This window comes from Caldicellulosiruptoraceae bacterium PP1, from assembly GCA_041320695.1.
Lineage (GTDB): Bacteria > Bacillota > Thermoanaerobacteria > Caldicellulosiruptorales > Caldicellulosiruptoraceae > JBGGOQ01.
Genome location: JBGGOQ010000012.1, coordinates 43,984 through 68,672, shown reverse-complemented (window position 1 = coordinate 68,672; position 24,689 = coordinate 43,984). Strand labels below are relative to the sequence as shown.

The 24,689-nt window shown below is 33.3% G+C and carries 27 protein-coding genes; all 27 read right to left on the bottom strand.

Annotated features, from left to right (window positions below; genetic code table 11):
• Positions 1-15: 15 nt before the first annotated feature.
• Positions 16-2,151, bottom strand: coding sequence for a ribonuclease R (gene rnr, locus ACAG39_11340; protein ID MEZ0537826.1), 2,136 nt, complete (start codon positions 2,149-2,151; stop codon positions 16-18).
• Positions 2,152-2,229: 78 nt separating this feature from the next.
• On the bottom strand, positions 2,230-2,781 hold the full coding sequence (locus tag ACAG39_11335) for an HDIG domain-containing metalloprotein (protein MEZ0537825.1): 552 nt from the start codon (positions 2,779-2,781) through the stop codon (positions 2,230-2,232).
• A gap of 66 nt (positions 2,782-2,847) precedes the next feature.
• Positions 2,848-3,081, bottom strand: a complete 234-nt coding sequence (gene secG / locus ACAG39_11330; GenBank protein ID MEZ0537824.1) for a preprotein translocase subunit SecG — start codon at positions 3,079-3,081, stop codon at positions 2,848-2,850.
• 36 nt (positions 3,082-3,117) lie between these two features.
• The gene (locus ACAG39_11325; GenBank protein MEZ0537823.1) at positions 3,118-3,282 is read right to left on the bottom strand and encodes a hypothetical protein; all 165 of its coding nucleotides are present in this window, start codon (positions 3,280-3,282) and stop codon (positions 3,118-3,120) included.
• A 184-nt stretch (positions 3,283-3,466) separates the two neighbouring features.
• Positions 3,467-3,691 carry a hypothetical protein gene (locus ACAG39_11320; protein MEZ0537822.1) on the bottom strand — a complete coding sequence of 75 codons (225 nt, stop codon included), beginning with the start codon at positions 3,689-3,691 and terminating at the stop codon, positions 3,467-3,469.
• Positions 3,692-3,704: 13 nt separating this feature from the next.
• Positions 3,705-3,950, bottom strand: coding sequence for a type II toxin-antitoxin system RelE/ParE family toxin (locus ACAG39_11315; protein ID MEZ0537821.1), 246 nt, complete (start codon positions 3,948-3,950; stop codon positions 3,705-3,707).
• Positions 3,951-3,970: 20 nt separating this feature from the next.
• Complete coding sequence (locus ACAG39_11310) at positions 3,971-4,537, bottom strand: Uma2 family endonuclease (protein MEZ0537820.1); 567 nt, start codon at positions 4,535-4,537, stop codon at positions 3,971-3,973.
• Between the two features lie 183 nt (positions 4,538-4,720).
• Positions 4,721-5,554, bottom strand: coding sequence for a diaminopimelate epimerase (dapF, locus tag ACAG39_11305; GenBank protein ID MEZ0537819.1), 834 nt, complete (start codon positions 5,552-5,554; stop codon positions 4,721-4,723).
• Between the two features lie 19 nt (positions 5,555-5,573).
• Positions 5,574-6,932: a PFL family protein gene (locus ACAG39_11300; protein ID MEZ0537818.1), complete on the bottom strand. Its 1,359-nt coding sequence runs from the start codon at positions 6,930-6,932 to the stop codon at positions 5,574-5,576.
• A gap of 13 nt (positions 6,933-6,945) precedes the next feature.
• Positions 6,946-7,215, bottom strand: a complete 270-nt coding sequence (locus ACAG39_11295; GenBank protein MEZ0537817.1) for an ACT domain-containing protein — start codon at positions 7,213-7,215, stop codon at positions 6,946-6,948.
• 239 nt (positions 7,216-7,454) lie between these two features.
• Positions 7,455-7,829, bottom strand: coding sequence for an adenosylmethionine decarboxylase (speD, locus tag ACAG39_11290; GenBank protein ID MEZ0537816.1), 375 nt, complete (start codon positions 7,827-7,829; stop codon positions 7,455-7,457).
• A gap of 183 nt (positions 7,830-8,012) precedes the next feature.
• Positions 8,013-8,819 (bottom strand): Cof-type HAD-IIB family hydrolase, encoded by an 807-nt coding sequence (locus ACAG39_11285; protein MEZ0537815.1) that lies wholly within the window; start codon positions 8,817-8,819, stop codon positions 8,013-8,015.
• 127 nt (positions 8,820-8,946) lie between these two features.
• Positions 8,947-10,215, bottom strand: a complete 1,269-nt coding sequence (locus ACAG39_11280) for a DUF1015 domain-containing protein (protein MEZ0537814.1) — start codon at positions 10,213-10,215, stop codon at positions 8,947-8,949.
• A 42-nt stretch (positions 10,216-10,257) separates the two neighbouring features.
• Positions 10,258-11,853, bottom strand: coding sequence for a phosphoglycerate dehydrogenase (serA, locus tag ACAG39_11275; protein ID MEZ0537813.1), 1,596 nt, complete (start codon positions 11,851-11,853; stop codon positions 10,258-10,260).
• 15 nt (positions 11,854-11,868) lie between these two features.
• A complete protein-coding gene (locus tag ACAG39_11270; protein ID MEZ0537812.1) occupies positions 11,869-13,023 on the bottom strand; it encodes an alanine--glyoxylate aminotransferase family protein in 1,155 nt (384 codons plus the stop codon).
• A 301-nt stretch (positions 13,024-13,324) separates the two neighbouring features.
• Complete coding sequence (locus tag ACAG39_11265) at positions 13,325-13,810, bottom strand: CD1247 N-terminal domain-containing protein (GenBank protein ID MEZ0537811.1); 486 nt, start codon at positions 13,808-13,810, stop codon at positions 13,325-13,327.
• A 60-nt stretch (positions 13,811-13,870) separates the two neighbouring features.
• Entirely contained in the window at positions 13,871-14,428 is a 558-nt protein-coding gene (gene efp, locus ACAG39_11260) for an elongation factor P (protein ID MEZ0537810.1), read from the bottom strand.
• A gap of 67 nt (positions 14,429-14,495) precedes the next feature.
• On the bottom strand, positions 14,496-16,211 hold the full coding sequence (locus ACAG39_11255) for a ribonuclease E/G (protein MEZ0537809.1): 1,716 nt from the start codon (positions 16,209-16,211) through the stop codon (positions 14,496-14,498).
• A complete protein-coding gene (locus tag ACAG39_11250; protein ID MEZ0537808.1) occupies positions 16,211-16,825 on the bottom strand; it encodes a TIGR03936 family radical SAM-associated protein in 615 nt (204 codons plus the stop codon). Before ACAG39_11250 ends, ACAG39_11255 begins: the two co-directional genes overlap by 1 nt.
• A complete protein-coding gene (locus ACAG39_11245; protein MEZ0537807.1) occupies positions 16,812-18,656 on the bottom strand; it encodes a TIGR03960 family B12-binding radical SAM protein in 1,845 nt (614 codons plus the stop codon). Before ACAG39_11245 ends, ACAG39_11250 begins: the two co-directional genes overlap by 14 nt.
• A gap of 21 nt (positions 18,657-18,677) precedes the next feature.
• Positions 18,678-19,520, bottom strand: coding sequence for a DegV family protein (locus tag ACAG39_11240; protein MEZ0537806.1), 843 nt, complete (start codon positions 19,518-19,520; stop codon positions 18,678-18,680).
• Between the two features lie 23 nt (positions 19,521-19,543).
• Positions 19,544-20,008 (bottom strand): tRNA (uridine(34)/cytosine(34)/5-carboxymethylaminomethyluridine(34)-2'-O)-methyltransferase TrmL, encoded by a 465-nt coding sequence (trmL, locus tag ACAG39_11235; protein MEZ0537805.1) that lies wholly within the window; start codon positions 20,006-20,008, stop codon positions 19,544-19,546.
• Positions 20,009-20,036: 28 nt separating this feature from the next.
• Positions 20,037-20,501 carry a chemotaxis protein CheX gene (locus tag ACAG39_11230; GenBank protein MEZ0537804.1) on the bottom strand — a complete coding sequence of 155 codons (465 nt, stop codon included), beginning with the start codon at positions 20,499-20,501 and terminating at the stop codon, positions 20,037-20,039.
• Between the two features lie 50 nt (positions 20,502-20,551).
• Positions 20,552-21,682: a DUF362 domain-containing protein gene (locus tag ACAG39_11225; protein MEZ0537803.1), complete on the bottom strand. Its 1,131-nt coding sequence runs from the start codon at positions 21,680-21,682 to the stop codon at positions 20,552-20,554.
• Position 21,683: 1 nt separating this feature from the next.
• Positions 21,684-22,508, bottom strand: a complete 825-nt coding sequence (locus ACAG39_11220; GenBank protein MEZ0537802.1) for a Cof-type HAD-IIB family hydrolase — start codon at positions 22,506-22,508, stop codon at positions 21,684-21,686.
• 107 nt (positions 22,509-22,615) lie between these two features.
• A complete protein-coding gene (groL, locus tag ACAG39_11215; GenBank protein MEZ0537801.1) occupies positions 22,616-24,238 on the bottom strand; it encodes a chaperonin GroEL in 1,623 nt (540 codons plus the stop codon).
• 22 nt (positions 24,239-24,260) lie between these two features.
• On the bottom strand, positions 24,261-24,548 hold the full coding sequence (gene groES / locus ACAG39_11210) for a co-chaperone GroES (GenBank protein MEZ0537800.1): 288 nt from the start codon (positions 24,546-24,548) through the stop codon (positions 24,261-24,263).
• Positions 24,549-24,689 lie beyond the last annotated feature (141 nt).

The window sequence follows — 24,689 nt, the reverse complement described above, 5'->3', positions numbered from 1 at the left end:
TAATAATTACTACAATTAATCTATTACAACAAACTCAATTTGTCTAAGTGATATATTTGCAGATAAAAGCCTAACTTTTACTTTATCTCCAATTCTATATCTTTTCTTTGTCTTTTCACCAATTAAAGAATAGCTTTTTGGATTAAATATATAGTAGTCATCAAAAAGTGAGCTTACCCTAACAAGCCCTTCTATTGTATTCTCAAGTTCCACAAAAAAGCCAAATGCAGTAACATTTGATATAATGCCTTCAAACTCCTCATCAACTTTATCCTGCATAAATTCAACCTTCTTTAAATCAACTGTCTCAAGCTCAGCTTCTTCGGCTAGCCTTTCTCTTTGTGAAGTCCATTTTGCTATCTCAGGAAGTTTTTTCTGCCACCTATTTGACTTTTTATCATTCCAATCGCCGAAAAGTACCTCTTTCATAATACGGTGTATAACCAAATCTGGATACCTTCTTATTGGTGAGGTAAAGTGTGAATAGTAGTCTGTTGACAAACCAAAGTGTCCAAGTGGTTGCTCAGAATACCTTGCCTTTTTTAGTGAACGAAGGCAAATGGTGTGTATAATCCTCTCTTCTGGTGTACCTTTACTCTGCTCTAATACTGCCTGAAGAGATTTTGGATGCACCTTGTTAGAAAGACCTTTTAGAACATAACCAAAGTTGTATATAAACTCGGCAAAGTTAAGTATTTTTTCGTAATCTGGCTCTTCATGAACCCTATATAAAAATGGCACATGCATCCAATAAAAGTGGTTTGCAACTGTTTCGTTGCATATAAGCATAAACTCTTCAATAATCTTATTTGATATTGTTATTTCATATCTATATACATCAATGGGCTTTCCGTTTTTGTCCAAAAGAACCTTAGCCTCGTCAAAGTCAAAATCAAGTGCCCCTCTTTTCATCCTTTTTTCCCTAAGAATAAGAGCAAGCTCCTTCATAAGTTCAAGGTCATCAATAAGATGTCTATACCTTGCTACAACCTCATCATCACTTCTTTTTAGTATCTTTGTAACATTTGTATATGTCATTCTTTCTTTGCTTTTTATTACGCTTTCAAATATGTCATGCTTTACAACATTTCCGTTTTTGTCTATCTCCATCATAACAGAAAATGTGAGCCTGTCTACATTTGGATTTAGTGAGCAAATGCCATTGGAAAGTTTTTCAGGGAGCATTGGTATTACTCTATCAACAAGGTAAACGCTTGTCCCTCTTTTGTAAGCCTCTTTATCAAGGTGGGTGTTAGCTTTTACATAGTAGCTAACATCAGCTATGTGAACACCAAGAAGGTAGTTGCCATTTTTTAATTTTTCTATTGAAACAGCATCGTCAAAGTCTTTTGCATCCTCGCCGTCAATTGTGATTGTATTTAAGTGTCTAAGATCAACTCTATCTTTAATATCCTCTGTTGTTACCTCATCGTGTATATTCTTTATCTCTTTTAGAACCTCATCGGGAAACTCCTCTTCAAGCTCATACTTTTTGATTATGGATAAAATATCAACACCTTTAGCACCTTCATAGCCCAGAACCTCAACTATTCTTCCCTCTGGGTTTCTTCTTTTTTCTGGGTAGTGTGTTATCTCAACAACAACCTTTTGGCCTGTTTTTGCCTTTCCTTTATAGTTTTTGGGGATATAAAAGTCATAGGCTATCCTTTGGTCGTCTGGTACAACAAAGCCAAAGTTTTTGCTATCTTCATATCTTCCTACTATCTTAGTAAGGCCTCTTTTTAATATTCTTTCCACATAGCCTTCATTTTTCTTGCCTTCTGCTGGTATACCTATTACCTTTACTAAAACCCTATCTCCATGCATTGCTCCGTTTAGATCTTCGGCAGAGATATATATATCAGAAATGTCTGGATTGTCTGGAATCAAAAAGGCAAAACCACGTTGGTTTCCCTCTATTGTCCCAAGATAAAGCCCCATATGCTCAGATAACCCATATCTTCCCTTTTTTGTTTTTATAACCTTGCCTTCATCCTCAAGAAGTTCAAGTATCTTCTTTAGATCATCTCTATCATCCTCAGATAATTCAAGTGTTTTCAAAAGTTCATCAATGGTCATTGGATGATAGCTTTCTTCACGCATAAGAACATATATCTCTTCTTTTTTTGCATCAAAATCTCTTTTCTTCAATGGCTCACACTTCCTTTTACTTTTTTTACATTACGTAACAATGGCATGCTAATAGGAACGTTTCTTCTTGTCACAGTCTTATAGACCAAGTTCTGTACTTATTTTTTGCATTGCATTCAAAGATATACCCAAAAATTCATCAAGCTCAAGTCCAAGCTCATTACATGCTTTTATCTGTTCTCTGTTTGCACCTTTGGCAAAGCTTTTTTCGTTGAATCTATTCATAAGAAAGTCTACGTTTATCTCTGATAATTTCTTGCTTGGATGAATGAGTGCACCTGCAACAATAAGACCTGTTGTTGGATCTGCAGCATAGAGTGATTTATCAAGTAGTGATAATCTTGGAAGGCCATGAGCATCATTATGGACCTTGACTGCATATACTACATCATTAGAAAAACCTAACTCCTCAAGTATCTGTGAGCCTAATATACTGTGTGTTTGGGGGCTATCTTTAGTTTCTTCATAATCTATGTCATGTAGAAGTCCTGCAAGTCCCCATTTTTCTATATCTTGTTCAAAATACTGAGCAAGCTCTTTCATTATTGCTTCACAAGCCAAACAGTGCTTTATAAGGTTTTTGGTTTTTATTCTTTTATTAAGCTCCTCTAAAGCAACTTCCCTTGTCATAAGTAAACCTCCCATGTTTATAAAATAAAAACCCAAGGTAGGTAAGAACCTTAGGTTTTTGTCATTTTATTTTATTAAAACAAATAAAACAATAGCAACCACCATAAAAGCACCTGCAATAATCCAAGTCCATCTGCCAAGCATTGCATCAAGCGTTCTTCCTTTGTATTTACCAAAGAATGTTTCTGCACCACCTGCAATTGAACCAGATAACCCTGCGTTTTTGCCTGACTGCATCATTATAACAGCAATTAGTGCAATGCTGAGAATAAGGATAAGTACTGTAAGTAGTATTTTCATATATTTTTACCCTCCTAAATACATATGTTCATTTTCTTAAAAATCAATATCTCTACATTTTGTTTCAACAAGCTTTATATTCCCCTCTTTATCTTCACCCATGAGTAAGTCGCACATCTCTTTTGCCTTTGAATACTTTGAGAAAACCTCTTTTATTTGTCGGCCATCTTTGTATTCTATGTTGACAAAAAAGACTCTCATTTTATATGCTCCTCAAACTATTTTCCTTTCTTAATTATAACAGTGATTATATTTTAGTGCAAGAGATTATGCCCATGAATTTCTCTGCTGCTGTGAACTACTTCTACTTATTGAAGTGGGCGACTTCTGCAGCTGATTAGGCTAAAACATCTTCTTTTAAATAAACTACTTATTAGATAAGATTTTAATTCTCCATGTCTTTTGCAAACAAACTTTTAACTTCTTCTATATCCATATATTCTCCATTAGAAATCTGTTGTTTAGCTAATTCAATTTCCTGTATTTCATGTTCTGTTAATTCTTCGTCAGAAATTATTATTCTTTTTATAAGATGTAATAAACTTACTAAGTCATCGTAACTTAATTCGTCAATTAAATTATGCAGTTCTTCACGAGGATTAAACATCATTCAACTCACTCCTTTATTTATATATATCTCCTCTATAACCAATAGTCAAAATATGGACTTCATTCTCTGTAGTTGAAAAAATAATACGAATATTCCCAATTCTAAGTCTAAATTCATTTCTGCCTTTTAGTACTTTTATATCACCTTTAAATGGTTTCTTATTTAGATTATTTTCAATATCTTCTATCAATCTTTGGGTAATTTTCCTATCTTGATTTTTCAAAAATTTAATAGCTTGTTTTGAAAATATGATTTTCATTAATAATTCTTCACTCCTAATTATATTATACCAAATATCATTTGTGAATTTATTGATAAATCTTCAAAAACACTTGATTTAATTATATTTGGGTATGAAAATAGCATAGGTTCTTCATAAGTTTTTTCATTTGTTAATGTAAATACTTCAACTGTTTTATTTTTGGGTGAAACTATCCAATACTCTTTTACCCCAATTCTCATATAAAGGTCCATCTTTTCTATATAATCCTTTGAAGCAGTTGAAGGTGATAGAACTTCTATTATTAATACTGGAACAGCTCTATAACCTATTTCTGATAAACCACTTTTATCACAAATCACTGTTATATCAGGCTGAACTTTATGAGTTTGGCCTTCTTCTTCAAAATATACATCGAATGGAGCAACAAAGTGAATACAATTTTTGTTTTTTAGATATATTCCAATTTCAGTCGAAAGCTTTGTAACTATCATTTGATGTGTAGATGATGGGGCTGATAATAAATAAACCTTACCATTTATTAATTCCAAATTATCTTCTGTATTGTTATCCATTACTATAAATTCTTCAAATGTTATTTTTCTATTATCATTAATAAATTCCATTTTTTATCACCAAATATATTATATTATATAAATAATTATATCAGAAAAAGCTTTGTTATCTATTCTTTTTCTTCAGTAAAAACATCTAATATTGAAAAAAAAATTAAGCCAGTAAAGAATACTGGCTTTTTAAAGTCTAAAGCGTTCTAAATAGTATTTTGAACCATATCAGTTGTAGCAAGCTTATTCAATATACTCCCCTACAAAAACCTCTGTTGCTGGGCCGGTCATATATACTATGTTATCTTCTGTCCACTCGATGTTAAGAATCCCTGCATAGAGATGGACATTTGCTTTTCTTTGTGTATATCCATTTAGGTGGGATGCTATAACAGATGCACAAGAGCCTGTTCCACAAGCCATAGTTGCTCCAGCTCCTCTTTCCCATGTTCTAACAATTATATTCTGGTTGTCTTTAACCTCAACAAAGTTTACATTTGTTTTCTTTGGGAATAGCTTATGTTTTTCTATCTTTGGCCCAAGTGCATGGATATCAATATTATTAATATCGTCAACAAAAAGCATTGTATGAGGAACACCCATCAGTATACTTGTTATTTTGTATTCTTTGCCATCTACCTCAATTGGAACGTTTATAGCGTCTTTGCTATCAAGCAGCATTGGTATATTTTGGGGATTAAAATCTGGGCTTCCCATATTTACTTTTACCTTTTCTACAAGCCCAACTTCATCTAATATCAATTCTGGTTCCATTATACCTGCTAATGTTTCTACAGTAAATTTTTCTTTTCGAACAATACCTCTTTCAAATACATATTTAGCAAAACACCTAATGCCATTACCGCACATCTCAGCCTCAGAACCATCTGAGTTTATTATCCTCATCTTGATATCTGCCTTATCTGAGTTTAAAACAAGCAAAAGCCCATCTGCTCCAATACCTAAATGCCTATCGCACATTTTTATTGCTAAACTATTGTAATCCTTATCAGGACTTTGTCTTACATCTAGAACAATAAAGTCATTTCCAAGTCCATGCATCTTTGAAAAAAGCATAAAAAATCAGCTCCTTTTTTTAGTTTCTTAAGCTAATTATTGGAGGTGGAATTTTGCCTCCCCTATTTACAAACACTTCAGGTGAGAATGTATTTATCTTCATTACCTTGCCGCCACCCAAGAGCCCTCCAAAGTTAACAACATCACCAACATCTTTATTAAAAGCTGGGATAATTCTTACCCCTGTTGTTTTGTTGTTATAAACACCTATTGCAATCTCATCGGCAATTAAAGCTGAGATTACCTCCCAGGGTGTGGAACCAGGAACTATTACCATATCAAGCCCAACAGAGCATACTGCAGTCATTGCCTCAAGCTTTTCAAGGCTAAGTGCTCCAGCATCTACTGCTTCTACCATTCCTAAGTCTTCTGAAACAGGAATAAATGCACCAGAAAGCCCACCAACAAACCTTGCAGCCATAGAACCACCTTTTTTAACTGCATCGTTCAAAAGTGCCAATATTGCAGTAGAGCCATAAGCCCCTACCTTTTCAAGTCCAATCTCCTCCAAAATCTCGGCAATGCTATCACCATTTCTTGGTGTTGGTGCTAATGATAAATCTATAATACCAAAGGGTATATCAAGTTTTTTACTTGCATAATCTCCTACAATCTGACCTGCTCTTGTTATTTTAAATGCAGTTTTTTTGATTGTTTCGTAAACTGTGCTTATATCCTGGCCTCTCACCTTTTCAAGAGCTCTTTTCACAACACCAGGGCCAGAGATACCAATATTTATCGCAACATCATTTTCACCAATACCATGAAAGGCACCTGCCATAAATGGATTGTCTTCAGGTGCATTTGCAAAAACAACAAACTTTGCACAACCAAAGCTATCCTCATCTTTTGTAAGCTCAGAAAGTTTTTTTATACCTTTTGCAACAATATTTATTGCATCAAGATTTATCCCTGCTTTAGTTGAGCCAACATTTACAGATGAGCAAACCCTTTTTGTTTGTGAGATTGCTTCTGGAAAGATATTAAGAAGCCTCTTTGCCTGATTGGAAAAACCTTTTTGAACAAGTGCAGAAAATCCACCAATTAGGTCAATCCCAATACTTTCTGCTATTTCATCAAGGCTTGTTGCTATCTTTACTAAATCTTCTTCATCAAAATCTCCACATACAAGTGAGATAGGTGTTGTTGCAACCCTTTTGTTAATTATAGGAATACCATAAACTTCTTCTATCTCTCTTGCAATATCTGTTATGTTATTTGCCTTATCGTAAATCTTTCTTTTCATCTTTTCAATGAATATATCAACATTATCAGAAACACAGTCGTATAGGCTTATACCAATTGTTATTGTCCTAATATCTAAATTTTCTTGTTTTACCATATTAATTGTTGAGATTATCTCATCACGACTAAACAAAATGTAGACCTCCTTAAATCCTATTTATGGCATTGAATATATCCTCATGCTGCATATTAATATCTACACCTATCTCTTTGCCTTTATTTACAAGAAGTGCTTTTATCTCATCAAATCTAAGTTTTGAGTTTTCTAAATCAACAAGCATTATCATAGTAAAAAAACCCTGCATAATTGTTTGTGATATATCCAATATGTTTACATTGTTTTGTGCTAAGATATTTGAAACACAAGCTATAATACCAACTCTATCTTTTCCTACAACAGTAATTATTGCTCTCATTATATGCCTCCTTAAAAAATACAAGCTACTATTTTCCCATTATTATAGCACTCTTTAGAAAACAAAAAAAGGTGCACAAGAAACTTGTGCACCAAAAGTATTAATTTGTAAAGGGGGTCTTTCACTATTATAATTCCCTTTTTAAATAATTTTATACAATTTTAAATCAATAAAATTGCCAATTCCACATCCCTTCGAATTCTAACAAAAAAGCTTTATCCCATCAACAAAAAGGAGGTTTATAGGTTTGCAACCTTAACTGGTTGTTCGAATAGTCCTCTTTTTACCTCTGTTGATGTCATGTGTTGAGCCTTTATCTTCTCGGTAATGTAATTGCATGCATCCCATGGATTTACTCTATCGCCACATGTAAATACGTCAACTGCTGCATAACCAAGCTCTGGCCATGTATGGATTGTAAGGTGTGATTCAGATATAACTACAACACCACTAACACCTTGCGGACTAAATTTATGAAAAGCTACTTCTCTAACTTCGGCACCTGCTTCAAGTGCAGATTCTACCATTATCTTTTCAATAAGTTCACGGTTATTTAGGATATCGCCATCGCATCCATACATTTCTGCTATTATGTGTCTTCCTAATGCGTGCATTTTTTATTACCTCCTTCTTGGAATTTGCTATTTCAAATAACAGATTTTATTTTAGCAAATTTCTTTCAAAAGTCAATATATTTTTTTAAATTTTCGTATTTTCTCGCAAAAACTTAAACCAAACTTTGTTTTTCTCAACCAGACGTATGATTTTCTCATTCTTACAATATTATATGCACTCATTTATACTAACTTTACACCAAATACCTTTTCTATTGCTTTGGCAAAACCATCATTATTATTGGTATCTGTAACAAATGTAGCATGCTTTTTAAGCTCCTCATGACCATTTGCAACAGCAACACCAATACCTGCATACTCAATCATAGATAAATCATTTAGCTGATCACCTACAGCCATTACCTCTTCTTTTTTTATGTTATAATGCTCTTCTGCCAAAAATTTTAGAGCTTGGCCTTTTGTTGCTTCTTTATTTGTGAATTCCAAAAAGAAAGGCTTAGAAAATGTTGTTTCGAGTGTATCTTTTATTATTTCGTGAACTTGTTTTTTTATCTCTTCTAACCTATCATGCTCATCAAAGAAAAGAACCTTAGATGGATTATCAGTAAGTATTTTGTATAGGTCCTTTTCGATGGTTGGTGTAAGCCCTGTTAGATTTTTGTAAAACTCTGTCTTTTCATTGTATTCTCTTACGAACCATACATCATTTATGTACAGATGAATATGAATTCTCTCTTTCTCTGAAATATCCAAAAGCTTCTTAGCTAAATCAATTGGAACCTCTTTTGAGTATATCTTTTTCTTGTTTTTTATATCATAAACCATTGCTCCCTGATATGTAATTATTGGCATATCAAGTGTTAGTTCATCTACAAACCTTTTTGTTGATGGGAATGGCCTTCCTGTTGCTATGGCAATTTTTATGTCATTTTCTTTCAAAAACTCGATAGCTTTTTTATTTTTTGGGCTAATTGAAACATTGTCATTTAAAAAGGTATCATCAAGATCAAATGCAACAAGCTTTATCATGGCTACTTTTCTCCTTTTATTTTTTCACTAAAAAATTATATAACTAATTTTAATAACTCTACAATATCAAATATGAATAATAAAATAAAGAGACTATCACAATTTATTTGTAATAGCCTCTTTCATTTTATCTTTGAACATATATCACATTTCCTGTCATAAGCTTTGGATAAAAGTATGTTGATTTTTGAGGCATCTTTTCGCCATTTAGCGAAACATCCTTTAGTTCCTCAACAAGTGTAGGATTTAAAATAAATGCACAAAAAGCACCCTCATCTACCATTTTTACTGCTTCATTTATATCCTTTGTGTATTTTAGGCTTTTTTGCTTTGCTAAGTTTTCAGCATCAATACCCAAAATGTCATTTAAAATAAGCTCTTGTAATATAACAACATCAAGGTTTTTAAAAGGCTTGCTTCCATTTATTTTATCCAAAACTTTTTGGTCTTTTAATTTTATAAAATAGTATTTCTTATCGCTTGTGTAAACCACAAATGAGTATTTTTTATTTTTATTTAAATTTTCATTTACATCTTCAAAACGGCCCTCAATAACCTCAAAGTTTTCCTTTAGCTTTTCAATAAGGTTTTGTGTAGAAATATTAGAATCTGTGATAACTCTATGTGTTGGAAGTATTACAATACCTGGGTCTTCAATAGCTGTAAGTGTTATTAAAACATAGTTATAGTCAGCCTTAGGGTTTTTGCCATAAATTTCTTCCATCTGTTTTTTGTATTCAAGTGCTGTTTCGTATCTATGGTGTCCATCAGCTATGAATATCTTTTTATCATAAAATAGGGATTGTAACTTATTTATGACATTTTCATCTTGCTCAATCCAAATCTTTTCTTTGGTTCCAAGACCGTTATATGAAAAACATTCTTTATTTTTCTTTATATTTTCCAATATATTTTCAATCTCTTTTTTATTATCTTCATAAAGCCCATAAATACTGCTAATATTAGTTTTTGTTGCTTTCAAAAGGTTTAACCTTTCCTCTTTTGGCTTTGAAAGTGTAAACTCGTGGGGTATAACAACACCTTCTGAAAATGGGGTAAGTTTTATAAGTGCTATAATGCCTGTTCTTTTATAAATAACCCCATCAACCTCAAACTCTTGTTCAAGTATATATAGGCTTTCTTTATCCTCTTTTTTCAAAATGCCAGAATTTAGCCATTCATCTAAACTTTTTTTTGCCCTTGTAAACTTATTTTCTTTTTCATTGTCATTTGGAAGTTCTTTCCCATATTCTATTCTTATTATATTATATGGACTTTTTTGATAGAGTTCTTCCCTTTCACTTTCTGAAATTATATCATATGGTGGACAGATAACCTTGTCTAAATCAATATTTTCTGCATATCTAACACCAAAAAAAGCCTTAATCTCTGCCATTTATCCAATACTCCCTTTTTGTGTTTTTTATTTTTACCTGTGTTATATCTTTGCCATTGTAACACGTAAAATGCCATCAACAGCTTTTAGTTTTTCTATTGCTTCATTTGGAACAATACCGTCAACTTCAAGAACCATAACTGCTTTCTCGCCTTTTTTGTTTCGGCTAACCTGCATTTGTGCAATATTAATGCCATATTCGCCTACTATTGTACCTATCTTACCAATAATACCTGGTTTATCAATGTTTTGAACCAAGAGCATATATCTTTCGGGTTTGAAGTCAAATTTGTAGCCGAAGAAGTCGATAATTCTGCCTTGGTTATTATAAACTGTTCCAGAAAGCTCTAAGACCTTTTCATCTGTTGTAAATCTTGCTGTTATCATATTTTTAAATTTATCACATTCGCCTTTTTTGCTTTCTATTACCTCAACACCCTGTGAACTTGCTATCATCTCAGCATTTACATAGTTAACATTTTCTTTTACTGAAAAGTCGAGGTATCCTTTTAACAGCGACAATGTTACCCATTTTGTTTCCATGTTGCATATGTCACCGCTGTAAATAATTTCGATCTTCTTTGCAAAAGTTTTTTCAGCCTGAATAAATATCTTACCCATGCTTTCAGCTAATGTAAGATATGGCATAACCTCTTCTATCTTATCTTTATCAAATGAAGGAAGATTAACAGCATTTGTTACAACACCACCCTGAAGTGCTGATACAACTTGTTTTGCAACAGACACAGAAACATTTAGCTGTGCCTCCTCGGTTGATGCACCAAGGTGGGGTGTTATTATTACATTGTCAAGTTCGAGTAGTGGATGTTTGAATTCTTGATAAGCAAGTTCATAGTTTGGCTCTTTTTCAAATACATCTATTGCTGCTGCTGCGACAATACCTTCTTTTATGGCATTGTATAGGTCTATTTCGTTAATAATGCCACCTCTTGCAACATTGGCAATTCTGACACCCTTTTTCATCATCTTAAATTCTTTTTCTGTAATCATATTGTATGTTTCTTCTGTCTTTGGTGTATGAACAGTAATTAAATCAGATTCTTTTATAAGTGTCTCAAAAGAAACTTTCTCAACACCAAACTTTTTGAATCTTTCGTCAGAAATGTATGGATCATATGCAATTACCCTCATACCGCATGCCTTTAGTCTTGTTGCAACAAGGGAGCCTATTCTTCCAAGACCTATGATACCTGCTGTTTTTTCAAAAAGCTCAGACCCTTTATATCTATTTCTTCTGAAATCCCCATTCTTGCAGCCCCAATGAGCCTGTGGAATGTTTCTAAACATGCAGAATATATGTCCTATTGTTAGCTCTGCTGCTGCCATTGTATTGCTATCTGGTGTATTTACTACAATAACACCATACTTTGTTGCAGCATCAACATCAATATTATCTATACCGTTTCCTGCTCTACCTACAACCTTTAAGTTTTTTGCCCTAGCAAAAAGCTCTTCATTTACTTGTGTTACACTTCTAACAATAAGTGCATCATAATTTTCAATTATTTCAAGTAGATCATTGTGGCTTATGCCAAACTTTAAATCAACCTCAAAGCCTGCTTCTTTTAAAATATCAACGCCTTCTTGTGCAATTCTTTCGCTAACTATTACTTTCATTAATGTTGTCCCTCCTTAAAAAAACTTTAAAATGCTTGAGACTGCTTTACCTTGTTCAAAGTTTCTATAACCTGCTTTCATAAGCGAAATCTCAAATGCTGAAATGGTTTTAAGAACATCCATTTCATCAACATATCCCATGTGCCCTATCCTTATTATCTTACCTTTTAAATCACTTTGTCCGCCTGCAACCATTATGTCAAATTCCTTGTTCATTGTCTTTCTGACCTGTTCTATATCAACACCTTCTGGTGATTTTATGGCTGTGATAACATACGAGGAATGTTCTTTTTTGGGTAAAAGTTCAAGATTTAAAGCATCTACAGCTGTTTGAACCATTTGAGCTAACTTTTTATGCCTTAAAAAGTTATTTTCAAGCCCAATTTCATCAAATAGGACAGTAAGTGCAGCATCTGTTGCCTTGATTAGTGAAATGGCAGGTGTAAATGGATTGTCCTGAACCTCTTTCATAAGGCCATCTTTATACTTCTTGTAGTCCCAATAGAACTTTGGAAGTGTTGACCTTTTATAAAACTCCCATGCTTTGTCTGAAACTGATGCAAAGGCAAGCCCGGGTGGTGCCATAAGCGACTTTTGAGAGCCTGCAACAACAACATCAAGCCCCCATTCATCTGTCTTTAATTCAATACCACCAAGTGCTGATATTGCATCAACAATGAGTATCCTTTCGCCATTTTTCATATACTTACCAAGTTTTTCTATGTCATTAGTGACACCTGTTGATGTCTCGTTATGTGTAATAAAAACACCCTTGATTTTCATTTCTTTATCTGATTCAAGCATATCTATAATCTCGTCAATATTAGCTACATGACCGTCTTGATATCTTTTTTCTATAACATTAAGTCCGAACGTTTTGCAAATCTTTATGTATCTATCGCCAAAAACCCCAACTGATACAACTAATACTGTGTCATTTGGGCTAAACATATTTACAACTGAACTTTCCATAGCTCCTGTTCCTGATGAAGTGAAGGTAAGAACTGAATTTTTTGTTTGAAAAACTTGCATAAGTTTGTCGTTGACTCTTGTAAATATTTCTCCAAACTCTTTTGTTCTATGGTGAATAATTGGCTGACTCATGGCTTCTAACACCTTGGGTGGAAGTGGGGTTGGACCTGGAGTCATAAGTAACTTTGTTCTTTGCATGCAACTAACTCCTTTCAAACTTGCATCCGATAATATTGTTAAAATTGATTATATATTATCAATCTACTAATGTCAAGTATAATGGGAATATATGTTACGAATATTTTTAATGATTTTTTTGTTATTGTTCGGAAAGAGCCAACGGGGACGGTTCTCCCTGGCTCGCCGCTCATCCCACGATATAATAGGATAAGCAGCACTATGTAACGTTGTGCCAACCAGAACCGTCCCCATTGGCTCGAAAAATAAGGGACGGTGTTGTGGCTGGTGAGCCAACAAGAACCGTCCCCATTGTCACACTTTATTTATCTGTATCGTGGTCATTGTCATCATCATCTTGTTCGTCGTCTTCGTATTCGTCTACCTCTTCAAGTTCATCTACATATATTGTTTCATGGCAGTTTGGACATTCAAATTCATCTTCATCGAGGTATTCATCTTCTTCTACATAAAATGGAACATTGCAGTGCGGGCATGTTATTTCAACAAAGTCTTCTTGGTCAAAATCTTCGTCTTCATCTTCTTCTTCATCATCATAATCATCATCGTCATCTTCATCATAATCGTCATAGACTTCTCTTTCAAGTGTTTCTAAATCCTCATCAATTGAGTCTACAACATCATCCAATTCAGAATACTTCATATCAAGCTCATTTAATGCATCAGCAAATTCATCTAATACATCAATTATACTACGTATAAGCCTTCCTTCTTTTGATTCCTCATTTATACCAAGCCCATCAGCAAGACCTCTTAAGTATGCCACCTTTTCATATAGGTTTTCCATTTTAATCCTCCTAAAATTCAAAAAAAATTCTATAAGATATATTTACCCTAAAAATATTAATTATACCCTTGATAGATATTCTTCTGATTCTGTATCAATCTTTATCTTGTCACCAACATTTATAAATAATGGAACTTGAATGATTGCTCCTGTTTCAACCTTAGCTGGCTTTGTTGTGTTGCTTGCTGTATCACCTTTAAAGCCTGGCTCTGTATCAATAATTTCAAGCTCAACAAATCTTGGTGGCTCAATTCCAAAAACTGAACCATTGTGTGAAAGAACAATAACATTCATGTTTTCTTTTACAAACTTTAATGCATCTCCAATGAGGTCTTTATTTAAGGCAATCTGTTCATATGTTTCTATATCCATAAAGTAGTATAATTCTCCGTCATTATAAAGATATTGCATTTCTTTTCTTTCAATATGAGCTTGAGGCATTCTTTCATCTGGTCTGAATGTCTTTTCTAAAACTGCACCTGTCTTTATATTCTTAAGTTTTGTTCTAACAAAAGCAGCTCCTTTTCCAGGTTTTACATGTAAGAATTCAACTACCTGAAAGATCTGCCCTTCGTATTCTATTGTTAATCCTCTTCGAAAATCGCCTGCTTCTATCATTAAATTCCCTCCAGTTAAAATTTTTGCTCTTATATTTTATTAAAATGTAGAAAATTTTTCAACTATTTTAAAAGGAAGCTGATTCTTTTTCCTTATCTTCACATATCTCAAGTATTTTCCCTTTAGATTCAGTAGAAAAAATCTTTTCAATTTTCACAAAAACCTTTTCACCAATTAGATTTGCTGCATTCTCAAGCTCAATCTTGTTTTGATTTACATAAGCATTGGCATTGCTCTTGTTGTAGTCATTTACCTCTTCTACAAAGGCTAAAACCTCATCACCCTCATAAAGTGCTTTACAAAGTGCCATATAGTGATCCTCATCATTTATTGCTTGTATCTCAAAGCTATCTATGTGAATATTGCTTGATACCTTAAGATATATCTTTTTTTGATATTTTTCTTCTAATTCCTTAAACTTATCTTTATCATCCTTTCTCAAAACATCACATACCTTTGGGTGAATCTCAATAAATATATTCTTTTCTACTTTATTTTTGCAATACCACTCAGCTTCTTTTAACACTCTGAATGCAGTTGCCTCTCTTGAAAATATATTCCCTGTACCACCACAATAAGGACAATCTTCCATCATTACAGATGATAGCCTTTGTCGAACTTTCTTACGAGTCATCTCAACAAGTCCAAGTGGTGTAATACCTACAATTACAGTCTTAGTTTTATCCTTTTTGACTGCTTCTTTAAATGTATCTAACACAAGTTTTTGATGTTCTTGATGCCTCATGTCAATAAAGTCGATAATTATAATACCACCTATATCTCTTAGTCGTATCTGTTTTGCTATTTCAACTGCTGCTTCCAAATTTGTTTTTAATATAGTTTCAGAAACATCATTTTTCCCTGTAAATTTACCTGTATTTACATCTATTACTGTTAATGCTTCTGTCTGGTCAATTATTATATACCCTCCACTTTTTAACCAAACCTTTTTAGACAATGCCTTTAACAGCTTTTGCTCAATCCCAAAATATTCAAAGATATCAGCAGATAGATTAAAATATTCCACCTTACTCTTTAAGTTTGGTGCAAAGGTTGATAAAAACTCAACAACCTTGTTGTACTGTTTTCTATCGTTTATTACAAATCTGTCAACTTCATTTGTAAATACATCTCTTACTGATTTAAAAATCAAATCTAAATCCTTGTGTATCAATACCGGTGCTGATGATGTGCTTCTTTGTTTCACCCTTTCCCAAATCTTCAACAAGAAATCTAAATCCATTGCTAAATCTTCTTGTGATTTTCCTTCTGCAACAGTTCGAACAATTAGCCCCATGCCTTTGGGCTTAATTTGATGAGCTATCTTTTTTAACCTGTTTTTCTCTTCTTCATTCTCTATCCTCTTTGAGATTCCCACATAGTCTGTGTTTGGAAGTAACACTAAGTACCTCCCCGGAAGTGTTATTTGTGTTGTAACTCTCGGGCCTTTTTGTTCATAAGCCTCTTTCACAACCTGAACAACAAGCTCTTGTCCTACCCTTAAAGCTGTCGGAATCTCTTTTAATTCTATAACATCCTCATTATCCGAAAACTCTATTCTATTCATATCACCCAGATATAAAAAGGCATTTTTCTCAAGGCCAATATCAATAAATGCTGCCTCCATACCAGGTAAGATGTTTTCAACAACACCTTTGTAGATGTTGCCTACAATGCTCTTTGAGTTCTCTCTTTCGATGTATACCTCTACAAGTTCCTTGTCCTCCAAAAGAGCCACTCTCGTTTGGTCAAACCTTACATCAACAATTATCTCACAAAACATCATATCCCCCTTTGAAAATTTATTTTCTCCCTAATTACATATAAAATACTTGAGTTAATATTAAAGTCTTCTATGAATTTTTTTACAATCTCCTCTGGCTTTATAAAGCTTTGTTTTATTACTCTAATATCAAAAAGAAATTCAGTATACTTATCAAATATAACATCTGCAGTATTAATAAATTCTTTTGCATTTTTTGGTTTATCTTTTTTTATTATTATAATATCACCTTCCAAAAATTTTAAAAAAAGATTTTTATTAAAAGGCTCTGAATTTGTTACAACTCTGCTAATAAAACCATTTACTTCTATTTTATTAATAGCATTTTCTATTTTCAATATTCTGATACCTTTTGGAAGTATATTATTAATAGTATCAATCTTTTCATCAGTTATCTCTTGATCTAACTCAATCTCAAAAATATCCCCTTTTGTAGATAAACCAACAGACATAGGAAGTATAAAAGTAATTTTAGGGTGTGGATTAAAGCCTTCTGAAAATTTAAGCTTAATATCAGCTATCCTAAATGTTCTTTCCATAAGTCTCATCATATCAAGATGAGATATAAATGACTGCTCCCTCTCCCGTGTAAAATAAAATCTATACCTTGGCAAAACATATTCCTCCTTTGAATGTTGTAGCACCGCATAGAGAACATTTGTCAAAACATGATGGTGTTGTTTTTGCTTCCTTTGACTTTTTATGTTCTTTTATCAAGAATTCTTTGTCAACACCGCTATCAATAATGTCCCACGGGAGAATCTCATCATGGTCCCTTATTCTATCTGAGTAGAATGAATAGTCTACTCCTGCATTTTTGAAAGCCTCTTCCCATTTTGAAAAATCAAAGTAGTCGCTCCAGTTGTCAAATTGGCAACCTAATTTCAAGGCATTTTCTAAAACTACATCAAGCCTTCTGTCTCCCCTTGAAAATACCGCTTCCATCTTTGAGAGGTAATAATCATGATAACTGTAATCAACACCTTTTATTTTTTTCAATTTTTCTTTTAAGAATCTTGCTTTTCTTTGCATCTCTTCAATTGTAATCTGTCCTTCCCATTGAAAAGGTGTGTGTGCTTTTGGAACAAAAAATGATGTTGATATCCCAAGGCTTAGCCTAAATCTTTTTGCTGTTTTTGTATAAATGTCTTTTATCCTTTTTGCAATATCATATATGCCTAAAATATCGTCATCTGTCTCAGTTGGAAGCCCCAACATAAAATAGAGTTTTACATTGCCAAATCCCATTTCAAAGGCTGTTTGTATTGTTGAGAATATATTATCTTCTGTTATGTTTTTGTTTATTACATCCCTAAGCCTTTGTGTTCCAGCTTCTGGTGCAAATGTAAGTGTTGGCTTTCTTACTTTGTCTATTTCTCTTAATAGTTCCAAAGTTGTTGAATCAAGCCTCAATGATGGTAGCGAAAGATTTACCTTTTTGTGTTCAATCTCCCTTAATATATCTCTTGCAAGAAGTTCAACATCTGGGTAATCACTTGTTGAAAGCGAGCTTAATGACACCTCATTTGAGCCAGAGGTTTTTATCAAATTAATTGTTGTTGCTTTTAGTGATTCTTTGTTTTTAAATCTAACTGGCCTATAAATATATCCAGCCTGGCAAAATCTGCATCCTCTTGCACAACCCCTAAAGATTTCTAAGGTTACCCTATCGTGAACAACCTCAATAATAGGGGTTATCATCTTTTGTGGAAAATAAACATTCTCAAGATTTTTTATAATTCTTTTCTTTACTATCTTAGGAATTCCACTATATTTTGGAGTTATGCTTTTTATTGTTCCTTCCTTTGTATATAAAACATCATAAAGTGATGGAACATATATCCCTTCAATTTGTGATGCTTTTATCAAAAACTCTTCTTTTTTGTATTTCTTTTGTTTATAGTCTTTGTATAAATCAATAAGCTCTAATGTAACCTCTTCACCTTCGCCTAATACAAAAAGGTCAATAAATGATGATAGAGGTTCAGGATTAAAACTGCATGGTCCCCCAGCTATCACAATGGGATAGTTTTCATCCCTTTGACTGCTTCTTAGTGGAATATTACCTAATTCTAACACCTTAAGAAGGTTTGTATAGCTCATTTCATATTGTAGTGTAAATCCTATAATATCAAACTCATCAATTGTTGAATATGTCTCTAAGCTAAATATGGGTATTTGGTTTTTCTTCATTATCTCTTGCATGTCAAACCAAGGTAAAAATACCCTTTCACAGTAGATATCTTCTCTTTCATTAAGCATGTGGTATAAAATCTTTAGTCCTAAATGAGACATTCCTATCTCATAAAGATCAGGAAAACAGAAAGCAAATCTGACATCAACCTTGTCTTTGTCCTTTACTACCATATTTATTTCATTTCCAGTATATCTTCCTGGTCTTTCTACATTAAATAGTACATCAAATACCTTGTCTTTTACTATCAATTTCTGTTGCACCTCATTTAATTATTCTTCAAAAAATATAAAAGCCATTGTCCCTCTGCCAACATATGTTCCAATTACACTTCCTATCTGTGTAAAGATAACCTCTTTGGGATTTAGCTCTTTTTTTATTGTGTTTAAATATTCTTCAGCATCACTAAGTTCACCTGCATATGAAAATCCACAAAGCTGATTAGTTAAATCAAGCCCTTTATTCTTTACCTCTTCAATTATTCTTGGTAAGGCTCTCTTCATACCTCTTACCTTGTCAAAAGGCTCGACAACGCCATCAACAAGGTGAAGAATAGGTTTTATATTTAAGATATTCCCAAGTGTTGCTTTAGCTGGACTTATTCTTCCACCTTTTTTGAGGTATTCCAATGTCTCAACTGCAAATATGTGTCTGATATTTTTCTTTTTTTCTTCTATATATTGTGCAATTTCCTGTGCTGATTTCCCTATATCTGCCATCCTTTTTGCTAAAACTGCCAAAACACCTGTCCCAATGGATGCTGTTCTTCCATCTATTGGATATATTTTGTCACTTTCTAATATATCCTTTGCAATGCAAGCAGAATTATATGTGCCTGAAAGCTTTGACGAAAGATGTATTGAAACAACTTCATTGCCTTTCTCAAGTTCCTCTTTGTATATTTCAATAAACTGGTCTGGGTTCACTTGAGATGTCCTTGGAAGGTTAACGCTTTTATCAAGCTTGTCATAAAACTCTAGTGGTTTTAGTTCTATCCAATCTTTGTAGCTTTCTTCGTCAAAGTAAACAGTTAAAGGTACCATTCTAATTCCATACGAATTTAGCATCTCAAGGCTTAAATCAGCCGTGCTATCAGTAACTATTGTAACACCCATATATGATCTCTCCTTAAAATAATTTATACCATTTGAGGAAAACCAAGCTGACGTAAAGCCTCATAGCAAACTATTGCAACTGCATTTGAAAGATTTAATGACCTTACATCGCTTATCATTGGTATTCTAAAAGTTTTATGGATATTTTGTTCAATAAGCCATTTTGGAAGCCCTGCTGTCTCTTTACCGAACATTAGATAGCATCCATCTAAATATGTTGCTTTTGTATAGTCCTGTTTCCCTTTTGTTGAAAAATAAAATATATTGGCATCCCTGTTTTGTTCAAAAAAGTGATTAAGATCTTTATAAATCTTTATATCTAAATACTGCCAATAATCAAGTCCTGCTCTTTTTAAGTATTTATCCTCTATTGAAAATCCAAGAGGTTCAATCAAATGAAGCTTACTACCTGTGCAAGCACAAGTCCTGGCTATATTGCCTGTATTGTATGGAATTTCTGGTTCATGCAATACAATATTTATTGCCATCTTTTGTAATATTCTTCCCCTTTCGATATTATTCTATAACTGCTACGTCCATATCAATCTTATGGCCATTGTTCATATGAAGTGGCACACAAATATTTACCATATGAGAAAGGCTAATTACCATATTTTCACCCATAAGAATAGAAGGTGGTGTTATATCTATCATTATATTCTTTTGCGAAAATATGGTTGATGTATTACCCATTATCATATTAGCCATCTCACCAATTGCACTTTTTGCAATCTCATCAAACTCTGCTACCAGATATCCCCCCATCATCTGTGAAGCAATATAAAGAGCTGTATCTTTATTCATACAGAAGTTAACTTGGCCTTTAATTGTCCCTGTCATTCCTATAATAACTACAATCTGATCAACCTGATATGTTGTTTCCTTAATAAATACCTTCCCCAGAGTAAGATCAATATTAGCAATTTGTTTAAGAACTTGTTGGCTTGCTAATATGAATGGGTTAATGTATTCAACATTCATATTGTTACGCTGTGTTTTTTAACACAGCTTCCTCCTTTCATATACGTACTTTACTTTAATATCTTTTCAAACAAAAATGACCTTTTAATAGTAATTGCTTTAGCAGGACATAACTCATGGCAGCAATAGCATTTTATACATTTTGATAAATCCACATATGCCTTTCGTTCTTTCATTTCGATAGCTTGGGCAGGACAAGCATTAAAACATTCTTTGCAACCAATGCAATGGTTTCTGTTAAATACAGGTTTGGGTGTCATAAGGTTATTTAGAGCATCTTTTATAGGTTGGGGAATTCTGTTTTCTAAAAACGAAATTCCACTGCTGTCTGGAATCTTAAAATCTTTTGCAATAAAATGGTCAATATTATCTCCAATAACCTCAATATTATTCACTTCTAACAAGCCTCTATCCTCAGCTACTCTGAGTAAAGGAACTCTTTCAATATCAAGACCAATAATCTTGCATGCTATATAATCGGCTGCTAATAAATCATCAGACACAATTAGCACATTAAGTTTTTTTGGATTACCTGCTGATGGACCTTCTCCTTCCATAGCAACTATTCCATCTATTATTCCAAGAATTGGTCTTGTTGCTTCAAGAATGTCTAAAAGCATATCCATGAATCTGTCAACTTCTTGATATTTAAAGTGCATCTCAGCCTTCTTCCCACCCGGTATAAGTCCGAAGAGATTTTTAACAGCACCAGTATATATTGCCATTCTGTGTGTTTTTAATTTTGCAAGAGATATTAAGGCTTGTGAATTAAAAAAAGGTTTTATTAGATCAATGTTTTTTAACATTACACCTTTATTATACCTTAATACACTTGAGGATATATCATAATTTAGCTTAATACCAAGTTCATCGCATACATTTTTTAATCCCGAAGCAGTGTAAACACCTTCTAACCTTCTTTGTGTATATGGGCCTCCCGGACTATCAGCAAGAACAACATCCTTTTTAAGATCCATTAAAATACTTCCTATAGCTTTTACAACAGCAGGATGTGTTGTAGTAGCCTCCTCCGGCTTTTTTTTCATAAGTAGGTTGGGCTTTAATAAAAAGCTTTGGAATTTATTAAGGTCAATATTAAGTAATCTAAAAGCATATAAAAGTTTCTCCTTTATGATGTCACTGTCATAGTCTTGACACTCTAATAATACAACCTTTGACATTTTATCTCCCCCTCAAAACATATCTTATAGCCTCAGCTACACCATCCTCCCAATAGTTTGAAGTTATAAAGTCAGCTTTCTCTTTCAATTCATCAATTGCATTGCCCATTGCTACACCAAAGCCTGCAAATTCAATCATCTCTATATCATTTTCATTGTCACCAATTGCAACAACCTCTTCTCTATTTATACCAAGATAGTTACAAAGTTTTTCAAGCCCTTTCCTTTTGTTAACCCCTTTTTTCATTACTTCTAAGATATTAATATCCGATTTTGTTGTTTCAATATCTTTTACATTTTTATCAATAAGGCTTCTAACATAGTCTACCTTTTCTGGGTCATTATCTGTTATTACAAATTTTGAAACACCTTCGGGATTGTTATAGAGGTATTCAATATCATCATTTATTATTATTTCTACCCTATCTTCTTCGGGAAGTTCCTTGTTTTTTTCAAAGTAAAACTTAGCTGAATAATTTAGTTCACATGCTATCATTGTGTTTTTTGTGTAATAATGAAAATAGATCTCTTCTTTTTTACAGATTTCAAAGATGTCTGTACAGCTATTTTTATCAATCCCCATGAAAAAGATCTCTTTGTCATGTTTTATATCTTTAACAATTGCACCGTTACAACCAATTATTGGATGGTCGATTGAAAGAAGCTTAGCAAAATGCAAAACACCTTTTAGTATCCTCCCGGAACAAAGAACTATGTAAATCCCATTATTATAAGCTTCTTGAACTGCTTTAATGTTTTCTGTGGATATCTTTTTGTCTTTGTTTAAAAGCGTCATATCAAGGTCAAGTGCTACAAGTTTGTACATCTAAAACATCCTTTTTTATTCAATTGTTTTATAGATAAAAGTTTGTTAATTATATTATACATAAAAAAATAAAGGCTGCCAAATAGCAGCCTTTATTTTTATTCATATTAGTACATATCAGGCATAGCTGGTGCTGGAGCTGGTTTTTCTTTTTCTGGCTTTTCAGCAACAACAGCTTCTGTTGTAAGAAGCATAGCAGCAGCTGATGCAGCATTTTGGATTGCTGTTCTTGTAACCTTTGTTGGGTCAACAATACCAGATTCGATCATATCAACAAATCTTTCATGTAGAGCATCAAAGCCTACACCTGCTGGGCTTTCTTTTACTTTGTTAACAATTACAGAGCCATCAAGACCAGCATTTTGAGCAATTTGTTTAACTGGTTCTTCTAAAGCCTTCTTAACTATTGTAGCACCTGTTTTTTCATCGCCAGAAAGTGTTTCGATTAGCTTTTCAACTGCTGGGATAGCATTAATTAATGCTGTTCCACCGCCGGGAACAATACCTTCTTCAACTGCAGCTCTTGTTGCAGCTAAAGCGTCTTCAATTCTTAGTTTTCTTTCTTTCATTTCTGTTTCAGTAGCAGCACCAACTTGGATTACTGCAACACCACCAGCAAGTTTTGCAAGTCTTTCTTGAAGTTTCTCTCTATCAAAATCAGATGTTGTTTCTTCAATTTGTTTCTTGATTGATTGAATTCTTGCCTTGATTTCGCTTGGATCGCCAGCACCATCAACAATAATTGTATTTTCTTTTTGAACTTTGACTTGCCTTGCACGACCTAATTGATTGATCTTTGTTTCTTTTAGATCAAGTCCAAGCTCTTCTGAAATTACTTGACCACCTGTTAGGATTGCTATATCTTGAAGCATTGCTTTTCTTCTGTCACCAAAGCCTGGTGCTTTTACAGCAACGCATTGCAATGTTCCTCTTAGTTTGTTAACAACAAGTGTTGTTAATGCTTCGCCTTCAACATCTTCAGCAATTATCAATAACTTCTTACCTTGTTGAACAATCTTTTCAAGAAGTGGAAGGATATCTTGGATTGTTGAAAGCTTCTTATCAGTAATTAGGATATATGGGTCATCTAATACAGCTTCCATTTTTTCTGTATCTGTTACCATGTAAGCTGAAACATATCCTCTGTCAAATTGCATACCTTCAACAATTTCAAGAGTTGTTCCCATTGTTTTTGATTCTTCAACAGTGATAACACCATCGTTTGTAACCTTTTCCATAGCATCAGCTATTAGCTTGCCAATTTCTTCGTCACCAGCTGAAATTGATGCAACATAAGCAATATCTTCTTTTCCTCTAACTTTTTTGCTCATTTTCTTAATTTCTTCAACAACTGCATCAACAGCTTTTTGGATACCTTTTCTTAAGATGATTGGATTTGCACCTGCTGCAACGTTCTTAAGACCTTCTCTAATCATTGCTTGTGCAAGTAATGTAGCTGTTGTTGTACCGTCACCTGCAATGTCATTTGTCTTTGATGCAACTTCTCTAACAATTTGTGCACCCATATTTTCAAATGGATCTTCAAGTTCAATTTCTTTTGCAATTGTAACACCATCATTAACAATTTGTGGTGCTCCAAATTTCTTTTCTAATACAACATTTCTTCCTTTTGGTCCAAGTGTAACTTTAACTGTATCAGCAAGCTTATTAACACCTCTTTCGAGTGCCCTTCTTGCTTCTTCATCAAATGAAATCATTTTTGCTGCCATTTAAATTCCCTCCTTATATTAATTAGTCTTCTACTACTGCAAGAATATCATCTTGTCTAATAATTGTGAATTCTTGATTATCAAGTTTAACTTCTGTTCCTGCATATTTGCTTACGATAACTTTGTCTCCTTTTTTAACTACCATTTCAACCTTTTGTCCATCAACAAGTCCACCTGGACCAACTTCGATAACTTCTGCGATTTGTGGTTTTTCTTTAACTGTATCAGGAAGAACAATACCGCTCTTTGTAACCTCTTCTTTTTCTTTGAATTTAACTATTACTCTATCTCCTAGAGGTCTAATAACCATGTCTAAATACACCCTCCTCTTAGAATTTTTTATTAGCACTCATTAATGATGAGTGCTAATTACATTATTTAATATAGTATATTCTTCCTTTATATATCAAGTCTTATTTTTCCTCATTTTCGTCAATATTATTAATTTTTT

What these genes read in the sequence shown, in the direction of transcription:
- ACAG39_11335 (MEZ0537825.1), bottom strand. Translation starts at nt 2,781, where the DNA reads ATGACAAGGGAAGTTGCTTTAGAGGAGCTTAATAAAAGAATAAAAACC.
- secG (MEZ0537824.1), bottom strand. Translation starts at nt 3,081, where the DNA reads ATGAAAATACTACTTACAGTACTTATCCTTATTCTCAGCATTGCACTA.
- ACAG39_11325 (MEZ0537823.1), bottom strand. Translation starts at nt 3,282, where the DNA reads ATGAGAGTCTTTTTTGTCAACATAGAATACAAAGATGGCCGACAAATA.
- ACAG39_11320 (MEZ0537822.1), bottom strand. Translation starts at nt 3,691, where the DNA reads ATGATGTTTAATCCTCGTGAAGAACTGCATAATTTAATTGACGAATTA.
- ACAG39_11315 (MEZ0537821.1), bottom strand. Translation starts at nt 3,950, where the DNA reads ATGAAAATCATATTTTCAAAACAAGCTATTAAATTTTTGAAAAATCAA.
- ACAG39_11310 (MEZ0537820.1), bottom strand. Translation starts at nt 4,537, where the DNA reads ATGGAATTTATTAATGATAATAGAAAAATAACATTTGAAGAATTTATA.
- dapF (MEZ0537819.1), bottom strand. Translation starts at nt 5,554, where the DNA reads ATGCTTTTTTCAAAGATGCATGGACTTGGAAATGACTTTATTGTTCTA.
- ACAG39_11295 (MEZ0537817.1), bottom strand. Translation starts at nt 7,215, where the DNA reads ATGAGAGCAATAATTACTGTTGTAGGAAAAGATAGAGTTGGTATTATA.
- speD (MEZ0537816.1), bottom strand. Translation starts at nt 7,829, where the DNA reads ATGCACGCATTAGGAAGACACATAATAGCAGAAATGTATGGATGCGAT.
- ACAG39_11285 (MEZ0537815.1), bottom strand. Translation starts at nt 8,819, where the DNA reads ATGATAAAGCTTGTTGCATTTGATCTTGATGATACCTTTTTAAATGAC.
- ACAG39_11280 (MEZ0537814.1), bottom strand. Translation starts at nt 10,215, where the DNA reads ATGGCAGAGATTAAGGCTTTTTTTGGTGTTAGATATGCAGAAAATATT.
- serA (MEZ0537813.1), bottom strand. Translation starts at nt 11,853, where the DNA reads ATGAAAGTAATAGTTAGCGAAAGAATTGCACAAGAAGGCGTTGATATT.
- ACAG39_11270 (MEZ0537812.1), bottom strand. Translation starts at nt 13,023, where the DNA reads ATGCAAAGAACAAAGTTACTTATGACTCCAGGTCCAACCCCACTTCCA.
- ACAG39_11265 (MEZ0537811.1), bottom strand. Translation starts at nt 13,810, where the DNA reads ATGGAAAACCTATATGAAAAGGTGGCATACTTAAGAGGTCTTGCTGAT.
- efp (MEZ0537810.1), bottom strand. Translation starts at nt 14,428, where the DNA reads ATGATAGAAGCAGGCGATTTTCGAAGAGGATTAACAATAGAATACGAA.
- ACAG39_11255 (MEZ0537809.1), bottom strand. Translation starts at nt 16,211, where the DNA reads ATGTTTTGTGAGATAATTGTTGATGTAAGGTTTGACCAAACGAGAGTG.
- ACAG39_11240 (MEZ0537806.1), bottom strand. Translation starts at nt 19,520, where the DNA reads ATGGGTGTTACAATAGTTACTGATAGCACGGCTGATTTAAGCCTTGAG.
- trmL (MEZ0537805.1), bottom strand. Translation starts at nt 20,008, where the DNA reads ATGGCAATAAATATTGTATTGCATGAACCAGAAATTCCATACAATACA.
- ACAG39_11230 (MEZ0537804.1), bottom strand. Translation starts at nt 20,501, where the DNA reads ATGAATGTTGAATACATTAACCCATTCATATTAGCAAGCCAACAAGTT.
- ACAG39_11225 (MEZ0537803.1), bottom strand. Translation starts at nt 21,682, where the DNA reads ATGTCAAAGGTTGTATTATTAGAGTGTCAAGACTATGACAGTGACATC.
- ACAG39_11220 (MEZ0537802.1), bottom strand. Translation starts at nt 22,508, where the DNA reads ATGTACAAACTTGTAGCACTTGACCTTGATATGACGCTTTTAAACAAA.
- groL (MEZ0537801.1), bottom strand. Translation starts at nt 24,238, where the DNA reads ATGGCAGCAAAAATGATTTCATTTGATGAAGAAGCAAGAAGGGCACTC.
- groES (MEZ0537800.1), bottom strand. Translation starts at nt 24,548, where the DNA reads ATGGTTATTAGACCTCTAGGAGATAGAGTAATAGTTAAATTCAAAGAA.